Origin of the sequence: Bradyrhizobium sp. HKCCYLS3070, assembly GCF_051167575.1 — a bacterium.
Lineage (GTDB): Bacteria > Pseudomonadota > Alphaproteobacteria > Rhizobiales > Xanthobacteraceae > Bradyrhizobium.
The window spans coordinates 698,789-723,079 of record NZ_JBNPTI010000002.1 but is presented as its reverse complement, the minus strand read 5'-3'; the positions used below and the strand labels follow the sequence as shown (position 1 = coordinate 723,079).

Annotated in this window: 22 protein-coding genes; 7 read left to right on the top strand and 15 right to left on the bottom strand. The window is 65.3% G+C overall.

The window, feature by feature from the left end:
- The first annotated feature begins 140 nt into the window (after positions 1–140).
- The 4 genes from pgm (at position 141) to ACQR03_RS11955 (ending at position 5,448) form a co-directional block, all read left to right on the top strand.
- Entirely contained in the window at positions 141–1,781 is a 1,641-nt protein-coding gene (pgm, locus tag ACQR03_RS11970; protein WP_434841242.1) for a phosphoglucomutase (alpha-D-glucose-1,6-bisphosphate-dependent), read from the top strand.
- Between the two features lie 232 nt (positions 1,782–2,013).
- Entirely contained in the window at positions 2,014–3,249 is a 1,236-nt protein-coding gene (locus ACQR03_RS11965; protein ID WP_434841391.1) for a lytic murein transglycosylase, read from the top strand.
- 438 nt (positions 3,250–3,687) lie between these two features.
- Positions 3,688–4,191, top strand: a complete 504-nt coding sequence (locus ACQR03_RS11960; protein WP_315717326.1) for a DUF1993 domain-containing protein — start codon at positions 3,688–3,690, stop codon at positions 4,189–4,191.
- A 159-nt stretch (positions 4,192–4,350) separates the two neighbouring features.
- Positions 4,351–5,448, top strand: a complete 1,098-nt coding sequence (locus ACQR03_RS11955) for an alkene reductase (protein WP_315717327.1) — start codon at positions 4,351–4,353, stop codon at positions 5,446–5,448.
- A 107-nt stretch (positions 5,449–5,555) separates the two neighbouring features.
- Here the strand turns inward: ACQR03_RS11955 and ACQR03_RS11950 are convergent, their stop codons facing one another.
- Positions 5,556–5,972 carry a hypothetical protein gene (locus ACQR03_RS11950; protein ID WP_409998626.1) on the bottom strand — a complete coding sequence of 139 codons (417 nt, stop codon included), beginning with the start codon at positions 5,970–5,972 and terminating at the stop codon, positions 5,556–5,558.
- Between the two features lie 516 nt (positions 5,973–6,488).
- The gene (locus ACQR03_RS11945) at positions 6,489–8,864 is read right to left on the bottom strand and encodes a TonB-dependent receptor (RefSeq protein WP_315750379.1); all 2,376 of its coding nucleotides are present in this window, start codon (positions 8,862–8,864) and stop codon (positions 6,489–6,491) included.
- A 312-nt stretch (positions 8,865–9,176) separates the two neighbouring features.
- Between ACQR03_RS11945 and ACQR03_RS11940 the strand changes: the two genes are divergently transcribed.
- Positions 9,177–9,812, top strand: a complete 636-nt coding sequence (locus ACQR03_RS11940; RefSeq protein ID WP_315750378.1) for a response regulator transcription factor — start codon at positions 9,177–9,179, stop codon at positions 9,810–9,812.
- 126 nt (positions 9,813–9,938) lie between these two features.
- On the opposite strand, the gene ACQR03_RS11935 is transcribed toward ACQR03_RS11940, so the two are convergent.
- A complete protein-coding gene (locus ACQR03_RS11935) occupies positions 9,939–10,295 on the bottom strand; it encodes an EF-hand domain-containing protein (RefSeq protein ID WP_316201582.1) in 357 nt (118 codons plus the stop codon).
- Between the two features lie 957 nt (positions 10,296–11,252).
- On the opposite strand from ACQR03_RS11935, the gene ACQR03_RS11930 reads away from it, so the two are divergent.
- Both ACQR03_RS11930 and ACQR03_RS11925 read left to right on the top strand, forming a co-directional pair.
- A complete protein-coding gene (locus tag ACQR03_RS11930; protein ID WP_434841243.1) occupies positions 11,253–12,095 on the top strand; it encodes a hypothetical protein in 843 nt (280 codons plus the stop codon).
- A 50-nt stretch (positions 12,096–12,145) separates the two neighbouring features.
- Entirely contained in the window at positions 12,146–12,487 is a 342-nt protein-coding gene (locus tag ACQR03_RS11925; protein ID WP_316171607.1) for a hypothetical protein, read from the top strand.
- 23 nt (positions 12,488–12,510) lie between these two features.
- Here ACQR03_RS11925 and ACQR03_RS11920 read toward each other — a convergent pair whose 3' ends face one another.
- The 12 genes from ACQR03_RS11920 to ACQR03_RS11865 all read right to left on the bottom strand — a co-directional run bounded on the left by ACQR03_RS11920 (position 12,511) and on the right by ACQR03_RS11865 (position 24,132).
- Complete coding sequence (locus tag ACQR03_RS11920) at positions 12,511–13,449, bottom strand: TonB family protein (RefSeq protein ID WP_434841244.1); 939 nt, start codon at positions 13,447–13,449, stop codon at positions 12,511–12,513.
- Positions 13,446–13,871: a TonB system transport protein ExbD gene (gene exbD, locus ACQR03_RS11915; protein ID WP_316187207.1), complete on the bottom strand. Its 426-nt coding sequence runs from the start codon at positions 13,869–13,871 to the stop codon at positions 13,446–13,448. Before exbD ends, ACQR03_RS11920 begins: the two co-directional genes overlap by 4 nt.
- Before the next feature lie 3 nt (positions 13,872–13,874).
- Complete coding sequence (gene exbB / locus ACQR03_RS11910; RefSeq protein ID WP_434841245.1) at positions 13,875–14,651, bottom strand: tonB-system energizer ExbB; 777 nt, start codon at positions 14,649–14,651, stop codon at positions 13,875–13,877.
- Between the two features lie 335 nt (positions 14,652–14,986).
- On the bottom strand, positions 14,987–16,729 hold the full coding sequence (locus tag ACQR03_RS11905) for an ABC transporter substrate-binding protein (RefSeq protein WP_315717375.1): 1,743 nt from the start codon (positions 16,727–16,729) through the stop codon (positions 14,987–14,989).
- 123 nt (positions 16,730–16,852) lie between these two features.
- The gene (locus tag ACQR03_RS11900; protein WP_315717336.1) at positions 16,853–17,182 is read right to left on the bottom strand and encodes a DUF2160 domain-containing protein; all 330 of its coding nucleotides are present in this window, start codon (positions 17,180–17,182) and stop codon (positions 16,853–16,855) included.
- A gap of 187 nt (positions 17,183–17,369) precedes the next feature.
- Entirely contained in the window at positions 17,370–18,176 is an 807-nt protein-coding gene (locus ACQR03_RS11895) for a carbohydrate ABC transporter permease (protein WP_316193101.1), read from the bottom strand.
- The gene (locus ACQR03_RS11890; protein ID WP_315717338.1) at positions 18,176–19,078 is read right to left on the bottom strand and encodes a carbohydrate ABC transporter permease; all 903 of its coding nucleotides are present in this window, start codon (positions 19,076–19,078) and stop codon (positions 18,176–18,178) included. The genes ACQR03_RS11895 and ACQR03_RS11890 overlap by 1 nt, the downstream gene beginning before the upstream one ends.
- A gap of 3 nt (positions 19,079–19,081) precedes the next feature.
- The gene (locus tag ACQR03_RS11885; RefSeq protein ID WP_315717339.1) at positions 19,082–20,164 is read right to left on the bottom strand and encodes an ABC transporter ATP-binding protein; all 1,083 of its coding nucleotides are present in this window, start codon (positions 20,162–20,164) and stop codon (positions 19,082–19,084) included.
- A gap of 12 nt (positions 20,165–20,176) precedes the next feature.
- Positions 20,177–21,259, bottom strand: a complete 1,083-nt coding sequence (locus ACQR03_RS11880) for an ABC transporter ATP-binding protein (RefSeq protein WP_315717340.1) — start codon at positions 21,257–21,259, stop codon at positions 20,177–20,179.
- Entirely contained in the window at positions 21,256–22,809 is a 1,554-nt protein-coding gene (glpD, locus tag ACQR03_RS11875) for a glycerol-3-phosphate dehydrogenase (RefSeq protein WP_434841246.1), read from the bottom strand. Before glpD ends, ACQR03_RS11880 begins: the two co-directional genes overlap by 4 nt.
- A 153-nt stretch (positions 22,810–22,962) precedes the next feature.
- Positions 22,963–23,796 carry a DeoR/GlpR family DNA-binding transcription regulator gene (locus ACQR03_RS11870; RefSeq protein ID WP_315750374.1) on the bottom strand — a complete coding sequence of 278 codons (834 nt, stop codon included), beginning with the start codon at positions 23,794–23,796 and terminating at the stop codon, positions 22,963–22,965.
- Positions 23,797–23,940: 144 nt separating this feature from the next.
- Entirely contained in the window at positions 23,941–24,132 is a 192-nt protein-coding gene (locus tag ACQR03_RS11865; RefSeq protein WP_315717343.1) for a hypothetical protein, read from the bottom strand.
- Positions 24,133–24,291: the final 159 nt, after the last annotated feature.

Sequence of the window (24,291 nt, the reverse complement as noted above, 5' to 3'; positions counted from 1 at the left end):
CGTGCACGAATTCCGTTGATCGGATCACCGCGCGCCGCCATGTTGCGGCAGGTTCGTCGCGACGCCCCGCGTTCCCTGCGCCCGCCGCGGCGGAACGAAGCGCCGCCGCAGATGTTTCTCGAACTTGCGAAGGATGCTCCATGGCCAAGACAGACCCCGCAGCCGGCAAGCCGATCGCCAATGCCGCGCTCGCCAACATTCCGCGGCTGATCACGGCCTATTATGCGCTGAAGCCCGACCCGCACGAACCGACCCAGCGCGTCGCGTTCGGCACGTCGGGCCATCGCGGCTCATCGTTGAAGACCGGCTTCAACGAGAACCACATTCTCGCCACCAGCCAGGCGCTCTGCGACTACCGCCGCCAGCAGGGCCTCGACGGCCCCCTCTTCGTCGGCATCGACACCCACGCTCTGGCCGAGCCGGCGCTTGCCAGCGCGCTCGAAGTGTTCGGCGCCAATGGCGTCGAGGTGATGGTCGACAAGGACGGCGGCTACACGCCGACGCCGGTGATCTCGCACGCCATCATCTCCTACAACAAGGGCCGCACGGCGCATCTCGCCGACGGCGTCGTCATCACGCCGTCGCACAATCCGCCGGAGGATGGCGGCTACAAATACAACCCGCCGCATGGCGGCCCCGCCGACACGGACGCGACGGCCGAGATCGAGCGGCAGGCCAATGTGTATCTGGCCAACGACCTCGATGGCGTATCGCGCATCAGCTACAGCCAGGCCAAGCAGCGCGGCTCGTTGCACGCCTACGACTACATCACGCCCTATGTCGCCGACCTCGCCAACACCGTCGATCTCGAGGCCGTCAAGTCCGCGGGCATCAAGATCGGCATCGATCCGCTCGGCGGCGCGGCGATAGCCTATTGGGCGCCGATCATCGAGCGCTACGGCCTCAATGCTGAAATCGTCAACGACGTCGTCGATCCCACCTTCCGCTTCATGACCGCGGACTGGGACGGCAAGATCCGCATGGACTGCTCCTCGCCCTACGCGATGGCGAGCCTGATCGGCATGCGCGAGCGCTTCGACGTCGCGTTTGCCAACGACACCGACGCCGACCGCCATGGTATCGTCACCCGCTCGGGCGGGCTGATGAATCCCAACCACTATCTGGCGACGGCGATCTCCTACCTGTTCGCTCACCGGCCCGGTTGGCGAAGCGATGCCGCGATCGGCAAGACCATCGTGTCGAGCTCGATGATCGACCGCGTCGCGCGCAAGCTCGGCCGCAAGCTCGTCGAAACCCCCGTCGGCTTCAAATGGTTCGTCGAGGGCCTCGGCTCCGGCAGCTTCGGCTTCGCCGGCGAGGAGAGCGCAGGCGCCTCGTTCCTGAAGCGCGACGGCACGGTGTGGACCACCGACAAGGACGGCCTGATCCTCGGGCTGCTCGCGGCCGAGATCATGGCCAGGCGCGGCCGTGACCCGAGCGAGCTCTACAAGGAGCTGACGGCCGAGCTCGGCGCGCCGGTCTATGAGCGCATCGACGTGCCGGCGAGCCCGCCGGCAAAGGCGGCGCTGAAGGCGCTGACGCCGGAAATGCTGAACCTGAAGGAGCTCGCCGGCGATCCCGTCCGCATGGTGCATACGAAGGCGCCGGGCAACGGCCAGTCGTTCGGCGGCATCAAGGTCGAGACCGACTACGGCTGGTTCGCGGCGCGTCCCTCCGGCACCGAGGACGTCAACAAGCTCTATGCCGAGAGTTTTCGCGACGCCGAGCATCTCAAGCGGATCCAGAGCGAGGCCCAGGCGGCGCTGGCGAAGGTGGGATGAAAGGGCGAGTAGCGAATAGGGCGTAGCGAATAGGGTTCTCGCCGTTTCCCATTCGCCATTCGCTATTCGCCCCTGCCCCCTTCCCTCCCGCCCCCCGCATCGGATATCGATGGCTGGACAACGACCTGACAGCCATCGGTGAGACCGGATGCGAAGCTCTTCGACTGCCTTGCGCGTCACCTTCAGCGCGCTCGCAACCTCGTTCATGCTGGTTGTCAGCGCCGCGGCGCAAATGGCGCCGGAGGCGGCCGCACCACGTCCGAAGCCGGCGCCATCGATGCGCGCCGCGGCCTGCCATAACGGCCAGAGCTTCGACCGGTTTCTCGCCGAGCTGAAGCAACGCGCCATTGCCGAAGGCGTGTCGCAGCGCGCGATCGCGGCCGCCTCGCCGTACCTCACCTACAACCAGGGCATCGTCAATCGCGACCGCGGCCAGCGCGTGTTCGGTCAACTGTTCACCGAGTTCGCCGGCCGGATGGCCGCGCCCTACCGGATGCAGAACGGCCAGCAGCACATCCGGATGCATGCGGCAGCGTTCGCGCGCGCTGAGAAGGAGTATGGCGTGCCCCCGGCGGTCATCGCCGCGTTCTGGGGCCTGGAGAGCGATTTCGGCGCCAACATGGGCAATTTGCCGGTGCTGCCGTCGCTGGTGTCGCTGGCCTATGATTGCCGCCGCAGCGAGCGCTTCCAGAATGAGACCATCGCCGCGCTGAAGGTCATCGACCGCGGCGATCTCGCGCCGGAGGAGATGATCGGCTCCTGGGCCGGCGAGCTCGGTCAGACGCAGTTCCTGCCGACCCACTACGTCACCTATGCCGTCGACTATGACGGCGATGGCCGCCGCGACCTCCTGCGCAGCGCGCCCGACGTGATCGGCTCGACCGCGAACTACATCGCGACCGGACTGAAATGGCGCCGCGGCGAGCCGTGGCTGGAGGAGATCCGCGTGCCCCAGGCGTTTCCGTGGGAGCAGGCCGATCTCACCGTCAAGGCGCCGCGCAGCAAATGGGCCGGCCTCGGCGTGACCTATGCCGACGGCCGGCCGCTGCCGAACGATGCGCTCGAAGCCTCGGTGCTGCTGCCGATGGGCCGCAACGGCCCGGCGTTCCTGGCCTATGCCAATTTCGCCGCCTACACCGAGTGGAACAATTCGCTGATCTATTCGACCACCGCGGCCTATCTCGCCACCCGCATCGCCGGCGCGGCGCCGATGCGCAAAGCCAGCGGCCCGGTCGCGCAACTGCCGTTCAACGAGATCAAGGAGCTGCAGCAACTCCTGTTAAAGGCCGGCTTCGACGTCGGCAAGGTCGATGGCGTGCTGGGGCAGCAGAGCCGCATCGCGGTCAAAACGATGCAGGTGCGGCTCGGGCTGCCGGCCGATTCCTGGCCAACGGCGGAACTGCTCGTACGCATGCGCGGCACGCCGCGGGCGCAGGCGGCGCCGGCTTCAGCGACAGCGACACGGTAGGTGAGCCGACATCATCGCGCGGCGCTCCTCGTCTCTCAATTGCAGATGACTTATTGTCCGACTTCATGCGACCGTGTCGTCCGCTCTTCGCTATTCCAATTTATCACCTCGGAATTGGACGGCCAGATGATCGCTCAGGACAAAAGCGCGAGCAGACGGGCAATTGAAGCCCGATTTGGCTTGTAGCGCCGATCTTCATCCTGACCCTGTTCGGCCACCCAGGCTCGTCGTTCTCCACGACCTCGATCCGGCATTTCGGCCACGGCTTGGGGAAATCCTCCAGGGGACGCGTCCACAATCGCCGTGACCTCAGCGTGAACGACTGGAATGCACGGCGACCGCAAAAACCAGAAAGATGCAGTTGCATTCTCTTGGACGCCGCCCCATCTCCGAGGGCGCGCGCTTTCGTCGCGACGTCTCCTGCCAAAAGAGAGCATCATGTCCTTTTACGATTCGACCGTGCCGGCCTACCTCCAGATCCTCGGAAGCCTGTCCGGCCTGCTCAGCAAGGCCGAGGCCCATTGCGAAGCCAAAAAGATCGCCCCCGAGGTGCTGCTCGGCGCACGGCTGTATCCGGACATGCTGCCGCTCTCCAAGCAGATCCAGCTCGCCTGCGACTTCGCCGCCAAGGGCTGCGCGCGGCTTTCCCATAGCGAGGTCCCGAGCACGCCCGACACCGAGACGACGTTCGCCGAGCTTCGCCAGCGGCTTGCCAGAACCATCGATTACCTGAAGACGTTCCAGCCGGCGCAGTTCGAAGGGGCCGATAGCCGCGACGTCACCTTTCCAAGCGGGCCCAACACCACGCTGACCCTGAAGGGGCAGGACTTCGTCAACCGCGTCTCGTTTCCGAACTTCTATTTCCACGCCGCGATCGCCCACGGCATCCTCCGCCACAACGGCGTCGAAATCGGCAAGCGGGACTTCCTGGGCGTCGCCTGATCCCTTTCGTCTATTGCAACAGGCTATCCAACGGATGGCCTGTTGCGGCCGCTCCATCGCGCGGCACGTCTGCGCCGGACGGATACCTCGCGGCATTGCGCTGTTCGCGGCAATGCACAACTCACCATGACCCCCCTCCCCTCTCCTGGAAAGATCCCGATGAGTGCATCCAAACTGTTCGCGCCATATCAGCTCGGTCCGGTCACCCTCGCCAATCGCGTCGTGATGGCGCCGTTGACCCGCAACCGCGCGGTGGACGGCCTCGCGCCGGGTCCGCTGACGGCCGAATATTACAGCCAGCGCGCCTCCGCCGGCCTCCTGATCTCCGAGGCCAGCCAGGTCTCGCAGCAGGGCCAGGGCTACCAGGACACGCCTGGCATCTATTCCAAGGAGCAGATCGCCGGCTGGCGCAAGGTGACCGACGCGGTGCATGCCAAGGGCGGGCGCATCTTCATCCAGCTCTGGCATGTCGGCCGTATCTCCCATGTCTCGCTGCAGCCGAATGGCGGTGCGCCGGTCGCGCCCTCGGCGATCGCGGCCAAGACCAAGACCTTCGTCGGCGGCGCGTTCACCGACGTCTCGACGCCACGTGCGCTCGAGCTCGCGGAAATTCCCGGCATCGTCGCGGCGTTCAAGCAGGCCGCGCTGAATGCGATCGAGGCCGGCTTCGACGGCGTCGAGATCCATGGCGCCAACGGCTATCTGCTCGACCAGTTCGCCAAGGACGGCGCCAACAAGCGCACCGACGCCTATGGCGGGTCGATCGAGAACCGCGCAAAGCTGATGCTCGAGGTTGCCAAGGCCGTGTCGGAGGCGATCGGCGCCGACCGGACCGGCATTCGGCTATCTCCGGTGACGCCGGCCAACGACATCTCGGATTCCAATCCGCAGGCGCTGTTCGACTACATCGTCGACCAGCTCGCGGCGCTGAATCTGGTCTACATCCACGTGATCGAGGGGGCGACCGGCGGTCCGCGCGACGTTGCGCCGTTCGACTACGCGTCGCTGCGCAAGCGCTTCAAGGGCACCTACATCGCCAACAACGGCTATGACCTCGCGCTCGCGAACAAACAGCTCGATGCCAACGCGGCCGACCTGATCGCCTTCGGCCGGCCGTTCATCGCCAACCCGGATCTGGTCGAGCGGCTCAAGGTCAGCGCGCCGCTCAACGAGCTCGACCGCGCCACCCTCTATGGCGGCGGCGAGAAGGGCTACACCGACTATCCGACGCTGAAAGCGGCGCAAGCGGCGGAGTAGTCGCCATCACGTAGGGTGGGCACGGCGCACGAGAGGCCGCGCCTGTCGCGACATCTGGCCTCGCGCCTTTGCCCACCCTGCGCTTCTGCGATCCGGCCCATCCCCACCTACATCATGCTGCCGGGCAGGAAGCACCGCACATCGATGCGCAGGCCCGTATTCAGCTCGCGATAATACACGGGCCATACCATCGTCCGGCCGGCGCGATTGGGCTCGGCCACCACGGCCTCTTCCGGAACGACCCACCATTGGCCTTCAATGCGAACACGGTAGCGGCCATCCTTCGTGTCCCAATCCGTGTCCGAGAGCGCGGTGCCATCCGCATCCGAGCAGCACGGCCCCTTGCCCGAACGCAAACTCTCGAACCAGCCCTTGAGCGGAGAATTGGCGTAACGCCCATCGAGATCGCGCGCCGCCGCATCGCCAAGCAGCAGAGAATGCGCCCCCAGACTGCCAGCGAGAAGCACGACAGAGATTGTCGCTCGCACCCACGGAGGCACGTGGGGCCGGTGAACGGCCTCCATCGATGACGCGATGATCGATACAAGGCTTGAAGATCTACGGCTCATATGCGCCACCTCGCTGCTCGATACGATGCGCAATAGCTGGTCGGGTTCTGTGGCGGAAGTTCGTAGTTGGCGAAGGCCGGCAGCAACTAATCGCGATGCTTCGCAAATTCCACAGGCGCGCAGCGATCTCGTTCACGAGGTCAGCGGGATAATTGCCCAAAATCCATCGTGAGCAGACTCATCGACGATTCATACCGGCTGCGTAGGGTGGGCAAAGCAGTCGCCCGCAGGGCGGTCACGTGCCCGCCGTGCATCCGCGCAAGCGGAAGGAATGGTGGGCACGGCGCGCGGTGGAGTTGAGCTCGTGACATGCAGTATCGCACGCGCGCCTTTGCCCACCCTACGGCAGCGGAGACACGTCACGCTTTTAGTCAAGCAAGAAGAAGGCCGGGATTTCTCCCGGCCTTCCTGCCACGGTGGGGGCTGCCGTGGCGCGGCGCGGATGCGCCTATGGTCGTCAGGATGCGAAGCTCAGAACTTCGCCCGGATGCCGGCATAGGCCGCGAGCGGCATCCCCGGAACCATGCTACGCGGATCGTTCAGCGCGAACGCCGTTCCGCCACCGGCGGTGTTGAAGCCGGCGGGGTCGAACACGGTACCTGCCGAGTAATAGCGCTGATTGAACAGGTTCTGGATCAGGCCGAACACCTCGACGTTCTTGGTCACCTGATAAGATGTGTTGACGTTCACGACCCAGTAGGCCGGGACCTTCGGGTAGACGTTGGTCTCGTCGTGCAGCAGGTACTGGCTGCCGACATAGTTGACGCTCGCCCCGACCTTCCAGGCGTCGGTCACGGCATATTCTGCGCCGAGCTTCAGGCGGTGCGCCGGAATGCCGGGAATGTGGTTGCCGGAGACGACGCCGACCGGCACCCGCAGGAACGGATCGTTGACGTCGAAGGCGCTGCGGAAGGTGGCGTCGATGAAGGTGTAGTTGGCGTAGGCGGTCCACCGGTTCCAGGCCAGGTCGACCTTGGCCTCGACACCCTGGCGCAGCGTGGTGCCGGCGTTCTTGAAATAGCCGCGCACCGGGTTGGCCGGGTCGACCACCTGGATGATGTCGTCGGAATTCTCGGTGCGAAACAGGCTGAGGCCCCAGCGCAGCCGCCAGCCATCATCGACCGCCACCGATTTGATCGGGGCCTTGCGGTAGGCCGGCAGGTCGGCAGCGTAGGCCGAGCGGCCGCCGGAAATCTCGCCGCGCAGGCCGCCTTCGACGGTGCGGGACACCACCTGCTTGAGCGGCGGATCGGCGATCAGGAAGTTGTCGATCAGGCAGGGATTGGCCGGATCGGAGCAGCCGAGCTCGAGCGGCGTCGGCGCACGGTTGGCTTCTGAATAGCCCGCGTAGGCGGTCATGTCAGGCGTGATCTTGTAGGTCAGGCCGACCACCGGGTTGAAGCGCTGGAAATTGTTGTTGCTGTTCAGCAGCGGCGCGAAGCCGGTCTGGTCGCGCAGGTTGATCTGCGCCCAGTTGAAACGGCCGCCGGCGGTCAAGGCGAGCTGCGAGGTGATGTCGAAGGTGTTGGTCGCATAGATGCCGAGATAGGTGTTCTTGGCATTCAGATTGACGGGAGCAAGGCCCGCGTTGGGCTGGTCGATGTAGACGCCGAGGCCGGTGACGAACAGGTTGTTGTCGATGGTGCCGAGCTCGGATGTGGCCTGGAAGTTGGTATTGCCGTGATCGACGCTGGCGCCGACGACGAAATGGTTGTCATGGCCGAAGAGCTGCGTCGTTGAGGTCGCCTGCAGCGAGCCGCCATAGCTGTCGGTCTTGACGGTATTGCGGTCGATCTGGCCGAGCGCCGCATCGGCGGCCAGCGTGTTGGCGGTTGGGCCGTTGCGGTTGATGTCCCACGGGGTCCCCGCGGCGTCCTCAAGGACGAACACGCCGCCCCCGTCCCGCACCTCGGTGCTATTGCCATCGACGCGCGCGGATTTGTAGTTGCGGTAATAGCCGTTGGCCTGGATCGACAGCGTGTCGGTCGGCGTCCACTTTGCGCTCGCCTGCACCATCTGCATCTGCAGATGCAGCGACTGCGGCCAGGTATAGACGCTGGACCAGCGCTGGTTCAGCATCTCGATCGGTGTCGCGGCGACCGAGCCGAGCTTGTTGTCGGCACCGGTGAAGGAGAGATGGAATTCGGTGTTGTCGCCGCGCGCGCCGAAATCGGCATACATGCGCCGGATCTGCGAGGCCGACGAGTAGTCGCGCCAGCCGCGGTCATAGGCGCCTTCCGCCGCGATATAGGCCGAGTAGGTGCCGTTGTTCCAGCCGTATTGAGCGCCCGACTGGATCCGGCCGAACGAGCCGCCGAACAACTGCGCTTCCCCGCCCTGGTAGTTGAAGCCGTTCTTCATCTCGATCGACAGCGCACCGCCGGTGGCGTTGAGGCCGAACAGCGGATTGTTCGGCATCAGGGTCATGCGTGCGATCGCCATTTCCGGGATCAGGTCCCAGTTCACGACGTCGCCGAAGGCCTCATTGATGCGGGTGCCGTTCTGGTAGACGGCGATGCCCTGCGGCGTCCCGAGCACCGGCGAGGCAGTCTGACCGCGATAATTCAAGTCGCGCTGGAACGCGTTCCCGGTCTGGTCGCTGAGGGAGACCCCGGGCACCGACTGCAGGATGCTGTCGAGCAGCGTCGGCGCGCGGCTGTGGTCGAGCTCCCGCGCCCCGATGGTTTCGACATTAGAAGGAATCTTGTCCTTCGCGATCTCGCTGCCCTGAACGGGCGAGACGCCGACCACCTCGATGGTCTGCAGGGTTTGCTGCGCGAACGCAGCCGCAGGCAGCAACGCACAGGTCGCGAGAAGCGCGCTCTTCAGCGCCGACAGTCTGGTCAAGACGTCCCCCAGTTTCTTGTCGACCGGTTCCGGCAACAGCCCACGCCCCTGAGCCTTTACCCGCACCAGAACTGGCCGATTTACCCGTCTACGAACGTTAACATTCGTAAACAGCCCTCCAGTTCGTCGCAACGGGCAATATTCTTCGGCCCCTAGGGACAATCTTCCCGGATCCGGAAAGTGGCGATCGATTCGCCGAGCTATCTCCCAGCCTCGGCCGTACTGTTGCACCCGATCCTGGTTTGCAAGGGAACTCACATGGTAGAGAAAGCATCGGCGCCGTCGGCGCCATAAGGGCAAGACCTTCATCGGATGTATCGCGTTCTGCTCGTCGATGACCACCCGGTCGTGATCACGGCCTGCCGCTGGCTGCTGAACGAAGCCGGGATCCGCGCGCTGTCCGAGGCACACGATGCCGACAGCGGGTACCAGGCCTATGTCCGTGACCGGCCGGATGTCGCGATCGTCGATCTGCGCCTGCACGGGCAGGAGCTCGGCGGCATCAGTCTGATCGAACGCATGCGGTCGCACGATCCCCGCGCCCGGATCCTGGTCTTCAGCATGCATGCCGAGCCGCGCATCGTCCGCTCGGCGATCGACGCCGGCGCCAGCGGCTATCTGCTGAAGGACGCGCCGCCGCAGGAGCTGCCCAAGGCGTTGGAGCAGGTTCGAGCCGGCGGCACCTATCTCGATCCGCAGCTCGCCACCCGCATCGCCCTGCTCCGTGCCGACCCGGACGGCATGGTGGCCCCTGCGCTGACCCCGCGCGAGCGCCAAGCCCTTGCGCTGCTGGCCCAGGCGAAATCCTATCAGGCGATCGCCGACCATCTCGGCATCAGCTACAAGACCGTCATCAACCTGACCTACCGGCTGCGTCAGAAGCTCGGGGCCCGCAGCCTGCCTGACCTGGTTCGTCTCGCGGTGGAAATGTCCCGCCCAAGCATGTGAGGGCCAATCGCCTTCCTGCCGGCCCGCCACGAGCATCCGCCTGAAAGACGAGGGCCTGCGACGGTCTCCCGTCACAGGCCCTCGGGCCCATGTCTATGTCGCGTCGGTCCAGTGCGGACCGATGTCTCACTTCAGCAGCTTGGCCACCGACTTCAGCTCTTTCGAGTCGAGCGTGCCGTCACCGTCCGGATCAGCCGCCTTGAAGCGGCCTTCCACCAGCGCGAGATACTCGTCCTTGGTCAGCGTGCCGTCATTGTCGGGATCAGCGGCCTTGAGATCCTTGGCCGAAACGCGGCCGCGCAGTTCCTTGGCGTCGAGCGTGCCGTCGTGGTCGCGATCGAGACGATCGAACAGCGCGCCGGCGGCGGTGCGGACCTCGTTCATGTCGGCGGTGCCGTCCTTGTCGGGGTCGATCGAGGTCAGCAGCTTGGAAGGGGCCGGTGCACTGACAGCGATCGTCGACGTGCCGACGATCGCGGCGATGCCGACGGCAGCGGCCGTCATCATCAGTTTCCAATTCATCGAATTGATCCTTTGTCTCCGCCGTCCGAGGGGCGGCGATGAAGGGCACGAAAACGACGTATGCGAGCGTCGGCGGTTTCACCGGCAACGCGCCGCATATCGCTTTGACCTATGGGAGGCCTTGTCATTTCGCAAGTGCAAGAACGCGACGCCCGGGAAATTCCCGCAAGAGCGTCGGGACTAGAACCTCGGTCCGTGCAGAAAATATCTCCCCGGACGGTCACGACGCGGACCGCTATCGTGGTCGAAGACACCTCCTCCTGCCTCGGCGCGGGCATTGGCGACGTGGCGTCCGCGCTTGGCGACATGCCTTGCGGTTCTGGCACCGCTCCCCGATGACGCCTGTCGGACTTGCCCAACCGGACCTCTCTTGCCGGCCTGGGTTTGATTCCACCAGGCTTCCAGCTGGTCCCGCAGCGGCTCCTCCGCGAAGGCGCGTCCATCCGGCAGCAGCGTGGACAGAAGCAGTGTGAGCACCAGTCCGAGCCGCATCGGCCGAGCGGACAAGCGGCGACGATGACCGGGTGTGTGAAGCACGGGCGTGTCCATTCTCTGGCTGATCCGGCGATCAGCAATGCATGCTGCAACACATGTTTTCCTCGCTCTATGACCTCAATGTGTTTGCAGCACGCCACATTCATCACCGCGTTGAGATTCACTCGCGAAACGGCCGCCATATTGTCCCGGTCAAAATGTCCCGTTCGACTTGCCAAAACATCCCTATTCCTCATCGAAACAGCAAGGGCCGGAGCAATTGCGGCATTTGACGACTGATCGTTTCCCGATCGCGTCATCTTTCAGCCGACAGGCCCGCATGCTTTCGCCCAGCCGACTCGTTAGCTCATTAGTTGAAGGGAGCGCGGGGACATGCAGCCGAACGGCATCGCCAGGAGTACAAAAAGACGATCGCGATTGTACATGGCTGCCGGTGCTCTCGTGCTCGCGCCGTTCGGTGCAGCGGCCGAGGAGATCCAGGGCAATGACCCCGCCTCGCCCGGACATTTCCAGGTCGAACAGCGCTTCGGCTATCTGACAACCTTCAATCCGCAACAGAACGGCGGACGCCGCGTGCCGCAGCGTGCGGTCACCGGCGAGACCGAGATCGGCTACTCGCCAACCGAATGGTACGAGATCGCGTTGACCTCGCCTTACGCCTTTGCCCGCACCAATGTGCCGATGGCGCTGGGCAACGTGATGGACAATGGCGTGCCCGGCTATTCATTCCAGTCCGGCGGCGTCACCATTCGCCAGACCTTCATCCAGGGCGACCGGCTCGAGCGCACGGTGTTCGTCGGCCTGGTCTCGCGCACCATCCTGGCTCCGCAGGGCGGGCTCACCCCGGACCTGTGGGTCGCCAACAAGGCCGGCGCCGGCCAGCCCGGCGCACCGCGCTTCGTGCAGGAGGCGACGCCGCGCGTCGCGCAGATGTTCACGCCGATCATCGGCGTCAACCTGCCCAACGACTATCAGCTGATCTTCAACGCCAACATGACGTTCGGCATCGACGGCGCCGGCTCGGCCTTCGAGCCATCGGTGCGCTTCGTCAAGCGATTGAGCGACCGCTGGACCGTCGGCATCGAGCATTTCTCCAATCTCGGACCGTTCGGCTACATCCTGCCCTGGAATCAGCAGATGCAGACGCTCTACGCCGTCGCCGACACCCGCTTCAAGGGCTTCGAGCTCAGCTTCGGCGTCGGCTACGGCCTGACCAACGCCTCGCGCGGCCTCGCGATCAAGACCAGCATCGGCAAGGATTTCTGAGCCGCAGCCCCCGCCATCCCATGCTCAATGATAAGAAAAGGACACTCGTCATGCGTCGCCTCGTCTCTGCCTGTACGCTGCTCATGCTGGCCGGCTCTGCCGCATCCGCCGACGACGGCCCGCGCTTTCTCAACCGCACCGGCCAGACGATCGTGAAGATGTATCTTGCCGCTGCCGGCACCAAGAACTGGGGCACCGACCAGTGCAAGAACGACGACGAGGGCATGGTCGACCACAACGAGCGCATGACCTTGGTCGGCGTGAAGTCAGGCCGCTACGACATCAAGCTGTCCGAGCAAGGCGGCCGCACCTGCATCGCCAAGAACGTCGAGCTCAAGGAAGGCGCGCAGTTCGTCGTGCGCGATACCGATCTGACCGAGTGCTCGAAATAGGCGACGCGCGCAGGACGCGGCGCTCAACGCTGTCGCAGACGCAGCGGAACGTTGAGCGCTTCCTGCGCCTGCCGCATCACGGGGGGAAAGCGCGGGAACGGCGCGGCGCGTTCCACACTCGACAGCGCCGCGCGATCGAGCGCGGGCGAGCCGGAGCTGCCGACAAGGCGCCGTGACAGAAGTCGACCGTGACGGTCGATCACGACCGTCACGGTCGCCGTGCCACTGGCGCCGTTGCCGTCGGATGGATAGCTCGCGGCGCGGGCGATGCTCGCGCGCACCTGGCTGTTCCAGTCGGCCTGGCCCTCGCGCGCGCCTTGGCTGTCCTCCCCTGCATTGGGCGCCAACGCGACGCGCGACGGTCGGCTGGCCGGTGCCGCTGGCTTCGGCGGCGCGGGCTTCCGCTCGGCCATCTCCTTGGCCTCTTTCTTCTCGGCCGGCTTGCGTTCGACGCGCTCGGGAATGGGAGCTGGCTTCGCCTCCGGCGGCTTCGCCTCGATCGGCTTCGGCGCTGGCGGCGGCGGCAGCACGATGTCGTCGGCGCGCGGCGGCTCGGGCGCCAGCGCGACCTGCGGCAATGGCTCCGGACTCGCGATCACCTCGGGCACCGGCTCGGGCTGCGCCAACACCTGCGGCTCGGGCGGCTGCGGCACCGGCTCGGCCACGGCTTCGCGCGCGACGGCCTCCTCCTTGGCCGGCTCCGGCTTTGGCGGCTCCGCGGGCGTCGGATCGGCCGGCGGCGCCTCCTGGATCGCCGGCGCAGGCTCGCTCACGACCGCCGGCGTGAACACGACGTCGAACGCTTCTGCCTGCGCGCGGCCCTGCGGCGCCGGGCGCAGCAGCCAATAGCCGGCGGCAAGCCCGACATGCAGCGCCGCGACCACGATCGCAGCGATCGTCCACAGCGTCCGCTCGCGGCGAGCCTCGTCATTGTCGAACGGCTCGAGCGTCAGCACGCTCACGGCGCACTCCGGTCTTCGAGCGCGACAAGCGCCACCTTGGTGTAGCCGGCGCGGCGCAGGGTGTTCATCAGCGCCATCACCTCGCCATAGGGCAGCGTCTGGTCGGCGCGCAGCAGCACGCGCTGGCCACGATCGGACTTGGTGGCGGCATCGAGCGAGGCGGCGATGTCGGACTGGGCGACGCTCTGGTCGCCGACGGCGAGCGAGCGGTCGGCCTTGAAGGTCACGAAGACCGGCGTCTCCGCGCGCGGCTGTGGCTCCGCCGATATCGCCGGCAGGTTGACGGGGATGTCGACGGTGGCGAGCGGCGCCGCCACCATGAAGATGATCAGCAGCACCAGCATGACATCGATGAACGGCGTCACGTTGATGTCGTGCGTCTCCTCGAACTCGTCGGTGCGCCGGGCTAGCTTGACGGCCATGGCTCACTCCGCCGGATTGGCGATCGACAGCAGCGGCGCGTCGACCGCGCGGATGGCGCTGCGCCGCGCCTCCGTGGGCCCGGCGTGCTGACGATCGAGATCACGGCTGAGCAGCCGCATCACCGCGACCGACGCATCGGCGATGACGGCGCGATAGCCGCCGGTGGCGCGCGCGAACAAGTTGTAGATCACGACCGCGGGAATCGCGGCTGCGAGGCCGAACGCGGTGGCGAGCAGCGCCTCGGCAATGCCCGGCGCGACCACCGCGAGGTTGGTCGTATGCGCATGCGAGATGCCGATGAAGCTGTTCATGATGCCCCAGACCGTGCCGAACAGGCCGACGAACGGCCCGACGGCGCCGACGGTGGCGAGAATGCCGATGCCGCGGCCGATCCGCGCCACCGCCGCGGCCTCGATCCGCTCGAACTGCCAGGAGACGCGCTCCTTGATGCCATCGGTGGGGAGGCCACGCGACTTGTCAATTTCGTCATCGGCGACGGCCAGCAGCCGTCCGACCACACCGTCGTCGGCGGAAATGCGCCCCGTCGCATCCGACAGCGCGCGCGCGGTCATCGCGATGCCGAGCGCGCTGCGCGAGGTGCGCAGCGCCGCGCGGAGTTGGATCGTCTTCACCACCAGAACGGTCCAGGTTGCGACTGAAGCCAGCGCCAGCCCGATCATCACCGACTTCACGACGATGTCGGCCTGCATGAACATGGTCCAGGGCGACAACGCCTCCGGCAGCGTGCTCGCGATATTGGCGATGTGCGCCTGATCCATGGCCGTACTCCCTCGGTGGCCCCGTGGTTGGTGATCACGATCCCGGCGTGGATCGCATGAGGCCATGCCGGATCGTGTCGAGGCCTTGTTGTTTCGCGTCGTTGGGGCAAAGTCACGGCGAAGATCGCGACAATCCCGATCGTCAAAGAGTGCCGCCTGTCCTCACCGGCTTCAAGGCACTTGCTGCGTGGAAGTTGTCCCAGGCGACCCGGGAATAATTCCCGAATGGAACGGGAAGCCCCTCGCCTCTGGGCCAAAAGAAAAGGCCGGGATTGCTCCCGGCCTTCGTGATGGGATCGCCCGGTCGAGCCGGGCGATGACTTCAGAGCGTTGGCTCACTTCGCCTCGGCGCGCTTCGGCGGGGTGGCCGGCCACGACTTGATCAGGGTGTCGTAGTCGATCGTCTCGCCCTTCGGCTTCTCGTTCGCGAGCTTGCGCTGCGGAGCGATGTTGCCGTCCTTGGCCGACTTGTTGAACCAGAACTCGGCCGATTCCTTCTTGTTCAGTTTCGGACCGCACTCGCCCTGGACCTTGGACTTCTCCAGACGCTCGAGGACGGAGTCCTGAGCGGCCGCGAGCGCGTCCATCGCCTGCTGCGGGGTCTTCGCACCGGACGACGCATCGCCGATGTTCTGCCACCACAGCTGCGCCAGCTTCGGATAGTCGGGCACGTTGTTGCCGGTCGGGGTCCACTGCACGCGCGCGGGCGAGCGGTAGAACTCGATCAGGCCGCCGAGCTTCGGCGCACGCTCGGTGAACGACTTGTCCCAGATGTCGGATTCACGGATGAAGGTGAGGCCGACATGGCTCTTCTTCAGCGACACCGTCTTGGAGACGATGAACTGCAGGTACAGCCAGGCGGCCTTGCGGCGATCCGGCGGGGTCGACTTCAAGAGCGTCGCAGAACCGGCGTCCTGGTAGCCGAGCTTCATGCCCTCCTTCCAGTACGCGCCATGCGGCGACGGGGCCATGCGCCACTTCGGCGTGCCGTCCGCATTCACGACCGGCAGGCCGGGCTTCACCATGTCGGCGGTGAAGGCGGTGTACCAGAAGATCTGCTGAGCGACGTTGCCCTGCGCCGGGACCGGACCGGCCTCGGAGAAGGTCATGCCCTGCGCCTGCGGCGGCGCATACTTCTTCATCCAGTCGAGATACTTCGCGATCGAGTAGACGGCCGCCGGGCCGTTGGTGTCACCGCCGCGCTCGATCGACGAGCCGACCGGACGGCAGCCTTCCATGCGGATACCCCATTCGTCGACCGGCAGGCCGTTCGGGATGCCCTTGTCGCCGTTGCCGGCCATCGACAGCCAGGCGTCGGTGAAGCGCCAGCCGAGCGAGGGATCCTTCTTGCCATAGTCCATATGGCCATAGACCTTGACGCCGTTGATCTCCTTGATGTCGTTGGTGAAGAACTCGGCGATGTCCTCATAGGCCGACCAGTTCACGGGCACGCCGAGGTCGTAGCCATACTTGGCCTTGAACTTGGCCTTGTAGTCCGGATTGGTGAACCAGTCGTAGCGGAACCAATACAGGTTCGCGAACTGCTGGTCGGGCAGCTGATAGAGCTTGCCGTCCGGCGCGGTCGTGAACGACTTGCCGATGAAGTCGTTGACGTCGAGCATCGGATCGGTGACGTCCTTGCCTTCGCCCTTCATGTAGTCCGACAGCGCGATCGTCTGGCCGTAACGGAAGTGGGTGCCGATCAGGTCGGAGTCGTTGATCCAGCCGTCATAGACGTTCTTGCCGGACTGCATCTGGGTCTGCAGCTTCTCGACGACGTCACCTTCCTGGATAATGTCGTGCTTGAGCTTGATGCCGGTGATTTCGCTGAACGCCTTGGCGAGAGTCTTCGACTCGTATTCGTGAGTCGTGATGGTCTCGGAGACGACGTTGATCTCCATGCCCTTGAAGGGCTCGGCGGCCTTCGCGAACCACTCGAGCTCCTTCTTCTGCTCTTCCTTCGACAGCGTCGAAGGCTGGAATTCGCTGTCGATCCACTTCTGGATCGTGGCGTCGTCCGCACGTGCCGGCACGGACAGCGTCATAGTGGCGGCGAACAGCGCAGCAGCGCTGGTCATCGCGAGATAGCTCGCCTTGGTCAGGTGATGCTTCCTAGGTTTCAAGTGTCGCATGCTTTCCTCCTTGAGCGACAGACGTATCCAGGTCCGGGTTGCCCCCGGATCTGCCCCTTTTCACCTGCGTCAGACGGTGCGGAAGATCGCAACGGCTGATGCAAGCGAAATTGCGGTCGCGAGCCACAGGCTCGAAACCTCAAACCCTTCCTCGCCGATCGGCAAGGTCGCAATCGTGTCGGTGCCGACCAGACCGATCCATACGAGATGAATGACGGCGGCCGAGATCAGCGAGATGAACAGCCGGTCGCCGCGCGTGGTCGGGATGCGCAGCACGCCGACCCGCTCGGCCTCCGGGTAGCGCGCGGCGAGCACGATCATGACGCCGAGCGTGCATGCGAGCGCAGCAAAGAAGATCGCGGTCGGCAAGGTCCATGCCATCCATGCGATGCTGTTCATGGCTATCGGCTCCAGGCGGTAATGGGCCCCCTCCCCCGCTTGCGGGGGAGGGTTGGGGTGGGGGCGCCGCGCGTCGGAGCGCCCGAGAGGAGAGATGCCCCCACCCGTATCGCATCTGACGATGCGATACGGCCTCCCCCGCAAGCGGAGGAGGCGGAACGGAGGCCGTGGCAACAAGCGTGCGTCATCACACCCGTCCCAGCGCGAAGCCGCGCGCGATGTAGTTGCGGACGAACCAGATGACGAGCGCGCCGGGGATGATCGTGAGCACGCCGGCAGCCGCGAGCAGACCCCAATCCATGCCGGACGCCGAGACCGTGCGCGTCATCACCGCCGAGATCGGCTTGGCGTCGACGGAGGTCAGCGTGCGCGCGAGCAGCAGTTCGACCCAGGAGAACATGAAGCAGAAGAAGGCGGCGACGCCGATGCCGCTCGCGATCAGCGGCACCAGGATCTTCACGAAGAAGCGCGGAAACGAGTAGCCGTCGAGGAACGCCGTCTCGTCGATCTCGCGCGGCACCGACGACACGAAGCCTTCGAGGATCCAGACCGCGAGCGGGATATTGAAGATGCAATGCGCCAGCGCCACCGCCCAGGGCGTATCGAACAGGCCGATCGCCGAATACAGATTGAAGAACGGCAGCGCGTAGACCGCAGCCGGCGCCATGCGGTTCGACAGCAGCCAGAAGAACAGGTGCTTGTCGCCAAGGAAGCGGTACCGCGAGAATGCATAGGCCGCCGGCAGCGCCACGGCAATCGAGATCACCGTGTTGATGATCACGTATTTCAGCGAGTTGATGTAGCCGGAATACCAGCTCTCGTCGGTGAAGATGCGCATGTAGTTGGCCAGCGTCGGCTGATGCGGCCACAAGTTCATCGTGGTGACGATCTCGTTGTTGGTCTTGAAGCTCATGTTGACGAGCCAGTAGATCGGCAACAGCAGGAAGACCAGGAACAGCGAGATGATGATCCGACGGCCCGGAATGGTGTTCATCACGCGCCCCCTTTCACCGGCCGCCGCTCGGCGCCGGCATTGGTCATGATGGTGTAGAACACCCAGCAGACGATCAGGATGATCAGATTGTAGACCAGCGACAGGGCAGCCGCCTTGCCGAGATCGAACTGGCCGAGCGCGATCTTGACGAGCTCGATCGAGATGAAGGTCGTCGAATTGCCCGGCCCGCCGCCTGTGACGACGAACGGCTCGGTGTAGATCATGAAGCTGTCCATGAAGCGCAGCAGCACGGCGATCAGCAGCACGCGATGCATCTTGGGCAGCTGGATCGCGGTGAACACCGCCCAGCGCGAGGCGCCGTCGATCTGCGCAGCCTGGTAATAGGCGTCGGGGATCGACTTCAGGCCGGCATAGCACAGCAGCGCTACCAGGCTGGTCCAGTGCCAGACGTCCATCAAGATGACCGTGAACCAGGCGTCGGCGTCGTTCGAGACGTAATTGTAGTCCAGGCCGATGGCGTTGAGCGTGTAGCCGAGCAGGCCGATGTCGGAGCGGCCGAAGATCTGCCAGATCGTGCCGACCACGTTCCACGGAATCAGCAGCGGCAGCGCCAGCACGACGAGGCAGAACGCCACGGTCCATCCGCCCCGCGGCATCGACAGCGCCACGACGATTCCGAGCGGAACCTCGATGGCCAGGATCGCGAGCGAGAAGATCAGGTTGCGCCCGAGCGAGGCGAGGAAGCGGCCGCCGAGATCGGTCGAGGGATCGAGCAGCTCCTTGAACCAGCCGACGCCATTCCAGAAGAACTGGTTGTTGCCGAACGTGTCCTGCATCGAATAGTTCACCACCGTCATCAGCGGCAGGACAGCGGAGAACGCCACCAGCAGGAACACCGGCAGCACCAGGAACCAGGCCTTGTTGTTGATGGTCTTGTCCATCACTCAGGCTCCCTCGACGAGACGGCTGTCGGCATAGACGTGGACATAGGCTGGATCGAACTTCAGCCCGATCGCCGAGCCCTGCGGCGAGAAGCCGGCCGGCAGGCGCGCGGCGAACTTGACGTCGCCGACGCGAACGCGGGCGAAACGGATGCGGCCGAGATCGTCGACGCGTTCGATATTGGCGTCGAGCAGGCCCGGTCCGGGTTGAGCGACATCGACGAATTCCGGGCGGACGCCGATCTCGATCTTGGCGCCGGCCGGCAGCGCGTCGTAGCTGCGCGACAGCGTCAGGGTGTGGCCATCGATGCGGGCCTCGCGGCCCTTCACCTCGGCGGAGAGGATGTTCATGCCGGGCGAGCCGATGAAGTAGCCGACGAAGGTGTGCGCGGGCTTGTCGAACAATTCCGCCGGCGTGCCGCTCTGCACCACGCGGCCGTCGTGCATCACGACGACGGTGTCGGCGAAGGTCAGCGCCTCGGTCTGGTCGTGGGTGACGTAGATCATCGTCAGGTCGAGCTCGCGATGCAGCGCCTTCAGCTTCGAGCGGAGCTGCCATTTCAGCTCGGGATCGATCACGGTCAGCGGCTCGTCGAACAACACGGCGGCGACGTCGGAGCGCACCAGGCCGCGGCCGAGCGAGATCTTCTGCTTGGCGTCGGCGGTGAGCCGTGTCGCCTTGCGATGGAGGTCCGGCGTCAGGTCCAAGAGCCGCGCGATCTCGGCGACGCGCTTGTCGATCTCCGCTTTCGGCACGCCGCGGTTCTTGAGCGGAAAGGCGAGGTTCTCGCCGACCGTCATGGTGTCGTAGATCACCGGAAACTGGAACACCTGCGCGATGTTGCGCTCGCGGGTCGAGGCTTTGGTGATGTCGGTGCCGTCGAACAGGATCTTGCCGTGCGAAGGCGTCAGAATGCCGGAGATCAAGTTGAGCAGCGTGGTCTTGCCGCAGCCGGACGGGCCGAGCAGCGCATAGGCGCCGCCCTGGCGCCAGGTCATCGTCACCGGCTTCAGCGCGTAGCTCTCGATATCGCCGCTGTTGCCGTTGTAGGCGTGGGCGAGATCGACGAGGTCAATGCGGGCCATGCGGCATCTCCCTCAGATCGCCGGCGCGGCGACCAGGCGGTCGCCAGCGTCGAACACGAACACATTGGACGGATCGAGCACCGCGTCGAGGATCTCGCCGGGCTCGTATTCATGGACGCCGTGCAGCACGGAGACCCAGTTCATGCCGTCGCGCGTCAGATGCACGAAGCTCTCCGATCCCGTGATCTCGGTGACCGAGACGATCGCAGGAAAGGCATGGCGGCCGTGGCTGCCATCGCCTTTGCCAAGCCCGAGCTGATGCGGGCGGAAGCCCACGCGATAGGCGCCATCGGGCAGATCAGCATAGAGGCCTACCGCCGGCGCCTTGACCCCGCCGGCGTACTCCACGCTCTCGCCGCGCTTCTGGATCTCGACCGTATTCATCGGCGGGTCCGAGAACACCTGGCCGACACGCAAGGTGTCGGGTCGGCGATACACGGCCGCAGTATCGCCGGCCTGCAGCGCCTGCCCTTCCCACATGCAGATGGTGCGGCCGCCGAGCAGCAGCGCCTCCGACGGCTCGGTGGTGGCGTAGACGAAGATTGCGCCGGATGCCTCGAAGATGCGCGGCAGCTCGGTGCGCAGCTCCTCGCGCAGCTTGTAGTCGAGATTGGCGAGCGGCTCGTCCAGCAGCACGAGGTCCGCACCCTTCACCAGGGCGCGCGCGATCGCGGTGCGCTGCTGCTGGCCGCCGGAGAGCTGCAGCGGCGTACGCTTCAGATAGGGCTCGAGCCGGAGCAGCCGGGCTGCTTCCGCCACGCGCTTCTCGATCTCCTGGCGCGACTTGCCTTGCACGCGCAACGGCGAAGCGATGTTCTCATAGACCGAGAGCGAGGGATAGTTGATGAACTGCTGATAGACCATCGCGACCGAGCGCTGCCGCACGTCGGCGCCGGTGACGTCCTTGCCGTCGACCAGCACCCGCCCCGTGGTCGGCCGGTCGAGGCCGGCGAGCAGCCGCATGATCGAGGTCTTGCCGGACAGCGTCGGCCCGAGCAGCACGCTCAGCGTGCCGCGCTGCAACGTCAGCGAGACGTCGCGAATGGTGGTTACGCCGTCGACAATTCGGGAGACGTGATCGAGCGTGACGCTCATGCGCGCCCTCCCGCCTCACGCGCCGGCACGGCGGAGCGCTCGCGATTGGCTGTGATCCACGCATCGAGCGCGGCGATCTCAGCCGCCGACATCCGCAACCCCAGCTTCGATCGCCGCCACACGATGTCCTCGGCCGTCAACGCCCACTCGTTCGTCATCAGGTACCTGACTTCACGCTCCGTCAAGGTGCCACCGAAATCCTGACCGAGATCGGCCAAAGATGTCGCACCGGCGAGCATGGCCGCAGCCCGCGTGCCATAGGCATGGGCGATCCGCTTCGCATGTGCATCCGACAGGAACGGATAGGTCTTGCGGAGATCCGCAATCAACGGCCCGACGGCCGAAACCTTCATGTCGCCGCCGGGCAGCGACGCCTTGCCGGTCCATCCCTCCTCCGCCTTGCCCCCTTTCACATAGGGCGCGAGACGCTCCAGCGCCTCTTCCGACAGGCGCCGGTAGGTGGTGATCTTGCCGCCATAGATCGACAGCAGCGGCAAGCCGCCGGGCGTATCGAGCTCGAACACGTAGTCGCGGGTCGCCGCCTTGGCCTCGCTGGCGCCGTCGTCATAGAGTGGCCGCACGCCGGAATAGCTCCACACAACGTCGGCCGGCGTCACCGGCTTGGCGAGATATTCCCCGAGCGCGGCGCAGAGATAGGCGATCTCCTCGTCGGTCGCCTTCACCTTGGCCGGATCACCCTGATAGTCGCGATCGGTGGTGCCGATCAGCGTGAAATCCTGCTGATAGGGAATGGCGAAGATGATACGACCGTCGGCGTTCTGGAAGATGTAGGCGCGATCGTGATCGTAGAGCTTGCGCACCACGATGTGCGAGCCCTGCACCAGCCGCACCTTGGCCTTGGCATTGACGCCGGCGCCGGTCGCCAGCACCTGCTCGACCCAGGGACCGGCGGCATTGACCAGCGCGCGCGCCTTGATGGTCTCGCGCTCGCCGGTCTGCGTGTTATCGGTCGTGACCAGCCAATGGCTGCCATCCTGACGGATCTCGGTCGCACGGGCGCGGGTGCGGATGACGGCGCCGCGATCGGCAGCATCCCGCGCGGTCAGCACGACCAGACGCGCATCGTCGACGAAGCAGTCGGAATATTCGAAGCCCTTGCTGTAGCGCCCGGGGATCAAGGGGCGGCCGACCTCGTCGCTGCGCAGGTTCACCGACCGCGTCGGCGGCAGCAGCTTGCGGCCGCCGAGATGGTCATACAGGAACAGGCCGAGGCGCAGCAGCCAGGCCGGGCGCAGCCCCGAATGATGCGGCAGCACGAAGCGCAGCGGACGGATGATGTGGGGCGCGATCTGCCACAGGACTTCGCGCTCGATCAGCGCCTCGCGGACCAGCCGGAACTCGTAATATTCGAGATAGCGCAGGCCGCCATGCACGAGCTTGGTCGACCAGGACGAGGTTCCGCTCGCCAGATCATTCATTTCACAAAGGAAAACGGAATTTCCGCGTCCGGCGGCATCGCGCGCGATGCCGCAACCGTTCACGCCGCCTCCGATAATGGCGAGGTCGTAGATCCGCTCCAACAGACGCATCCCCCGGCAATCGCCTTGACTGCGGCGATTTCACTTTCGGTTTCGAGTTAAACACAAACGAAAGTGAAAGCAAATCGAAATTCGCATGTTGGGCCGCGGTTGGGCAAAACCTGCCCAAACCGGGATCAAGGAGCCTGCGAGAGTGGCGGAAAGTCAGGCGCGGCGGAGCACGGCGGACCCCGCCGTTTCGGTTGCCTCTGCGGCGTCGTCGGCCTCGTCGGCGGACATCGCCGAGACCACCTCGATGCCGCGGCTATGGCAGAGGCTGGCCAGTCCGTCCGGCAGCGGCCGGTCGGTGACGAAGGTCTGGATCTGGCTGAGATGGGCGATGCGCACCGGCGCGCTGCGGTGGAGCTTGGTGGAATCGGCCACCAGCATCACGCTGCGGGCATTGGCGATGATCGCCTGCGCCACCTGGACCTCGCGATAGTCGAAGTCGAGCAGCGCGCCTTCCTCGTCGATCGCGGATGCGCCGATGATCGCATAGTCGACCTTGAACTGGCCGATCAGCTGCGTCGCGGTCGATCCGATCACGCCGCCGTCTGAGCGCCGCACCGTGCCGCCGGCCACGATCACCTCGATGCGCGGATGCGGATAGAGCAGCATCGCGACGTTGAGATTGTTGGTGATGACGAGCAGGTCCTGGTGCGACGACAGCGCGCTCGCCACCTCCTCCGTCGTGGTGCCGATATTGATGAACAGCGAGGAGCCGTTCGGAATCCGCGCGGCTGCGACCGCACCGATCGCCTTCTTCTCGTCGGCAGCGACGAAGCGCCGCGCTTCGTAGGCGAGATTCTCGACCCCGGAGGCGATGATGGCCCCGCCATGGATGCGCGTCAGCGCGCGCTGCTCGCACAGATCGTTGAGGTCCTTGCGGATGGTCTGGGCCGAGACTTCGAAGCGGCGCGCGAGATCCTCCACCATGACGCGGCCGGAGGCGCGCGCGATGTTGAGGATGTCGGTCTGGCGTTGAGAGAGGACGGCCATGGCAAGCTTTCGGGGACAAGCTGCACCATGGTGATGCTGATCGAGTCAAGCGTCAATCGGCAAGCACTGGGCGCATCGCAGCAATCGCCTGAAACGTCGCGCGCGGTCTGGTCCGGCTGACGTCCGCCGCGTGCGCCCGTCTGCTCAGGCGGCTGCGCTCAGCTCGCCGGTCACGAGCCGAATCGCGGCGCGTTCGGCTTCGCGGGCATTGCGAAACACCTGGCCCTCGAGGGCATTGAAGCGATGGGACGCCGCGAAGAAGCGGAAGCCGCCGCGGTCGCGGACGACGATCCCCGCCGCCTGGGAGCTGACCTCGATGATGTAGGTGTCGGACATTGCGCAATCCCGTCGTTCATTCCGGGGCGTATAACCGAGCTCCATGACGAACGTTCCGTGCAGGGAGCCACCGGCCATTCCGATGTGAATGCCAACAGGAAATTGTGTGGATGTTATGTTGGCTGCGCTGCACGCACTCACGCCGTGACCCATGTCGAA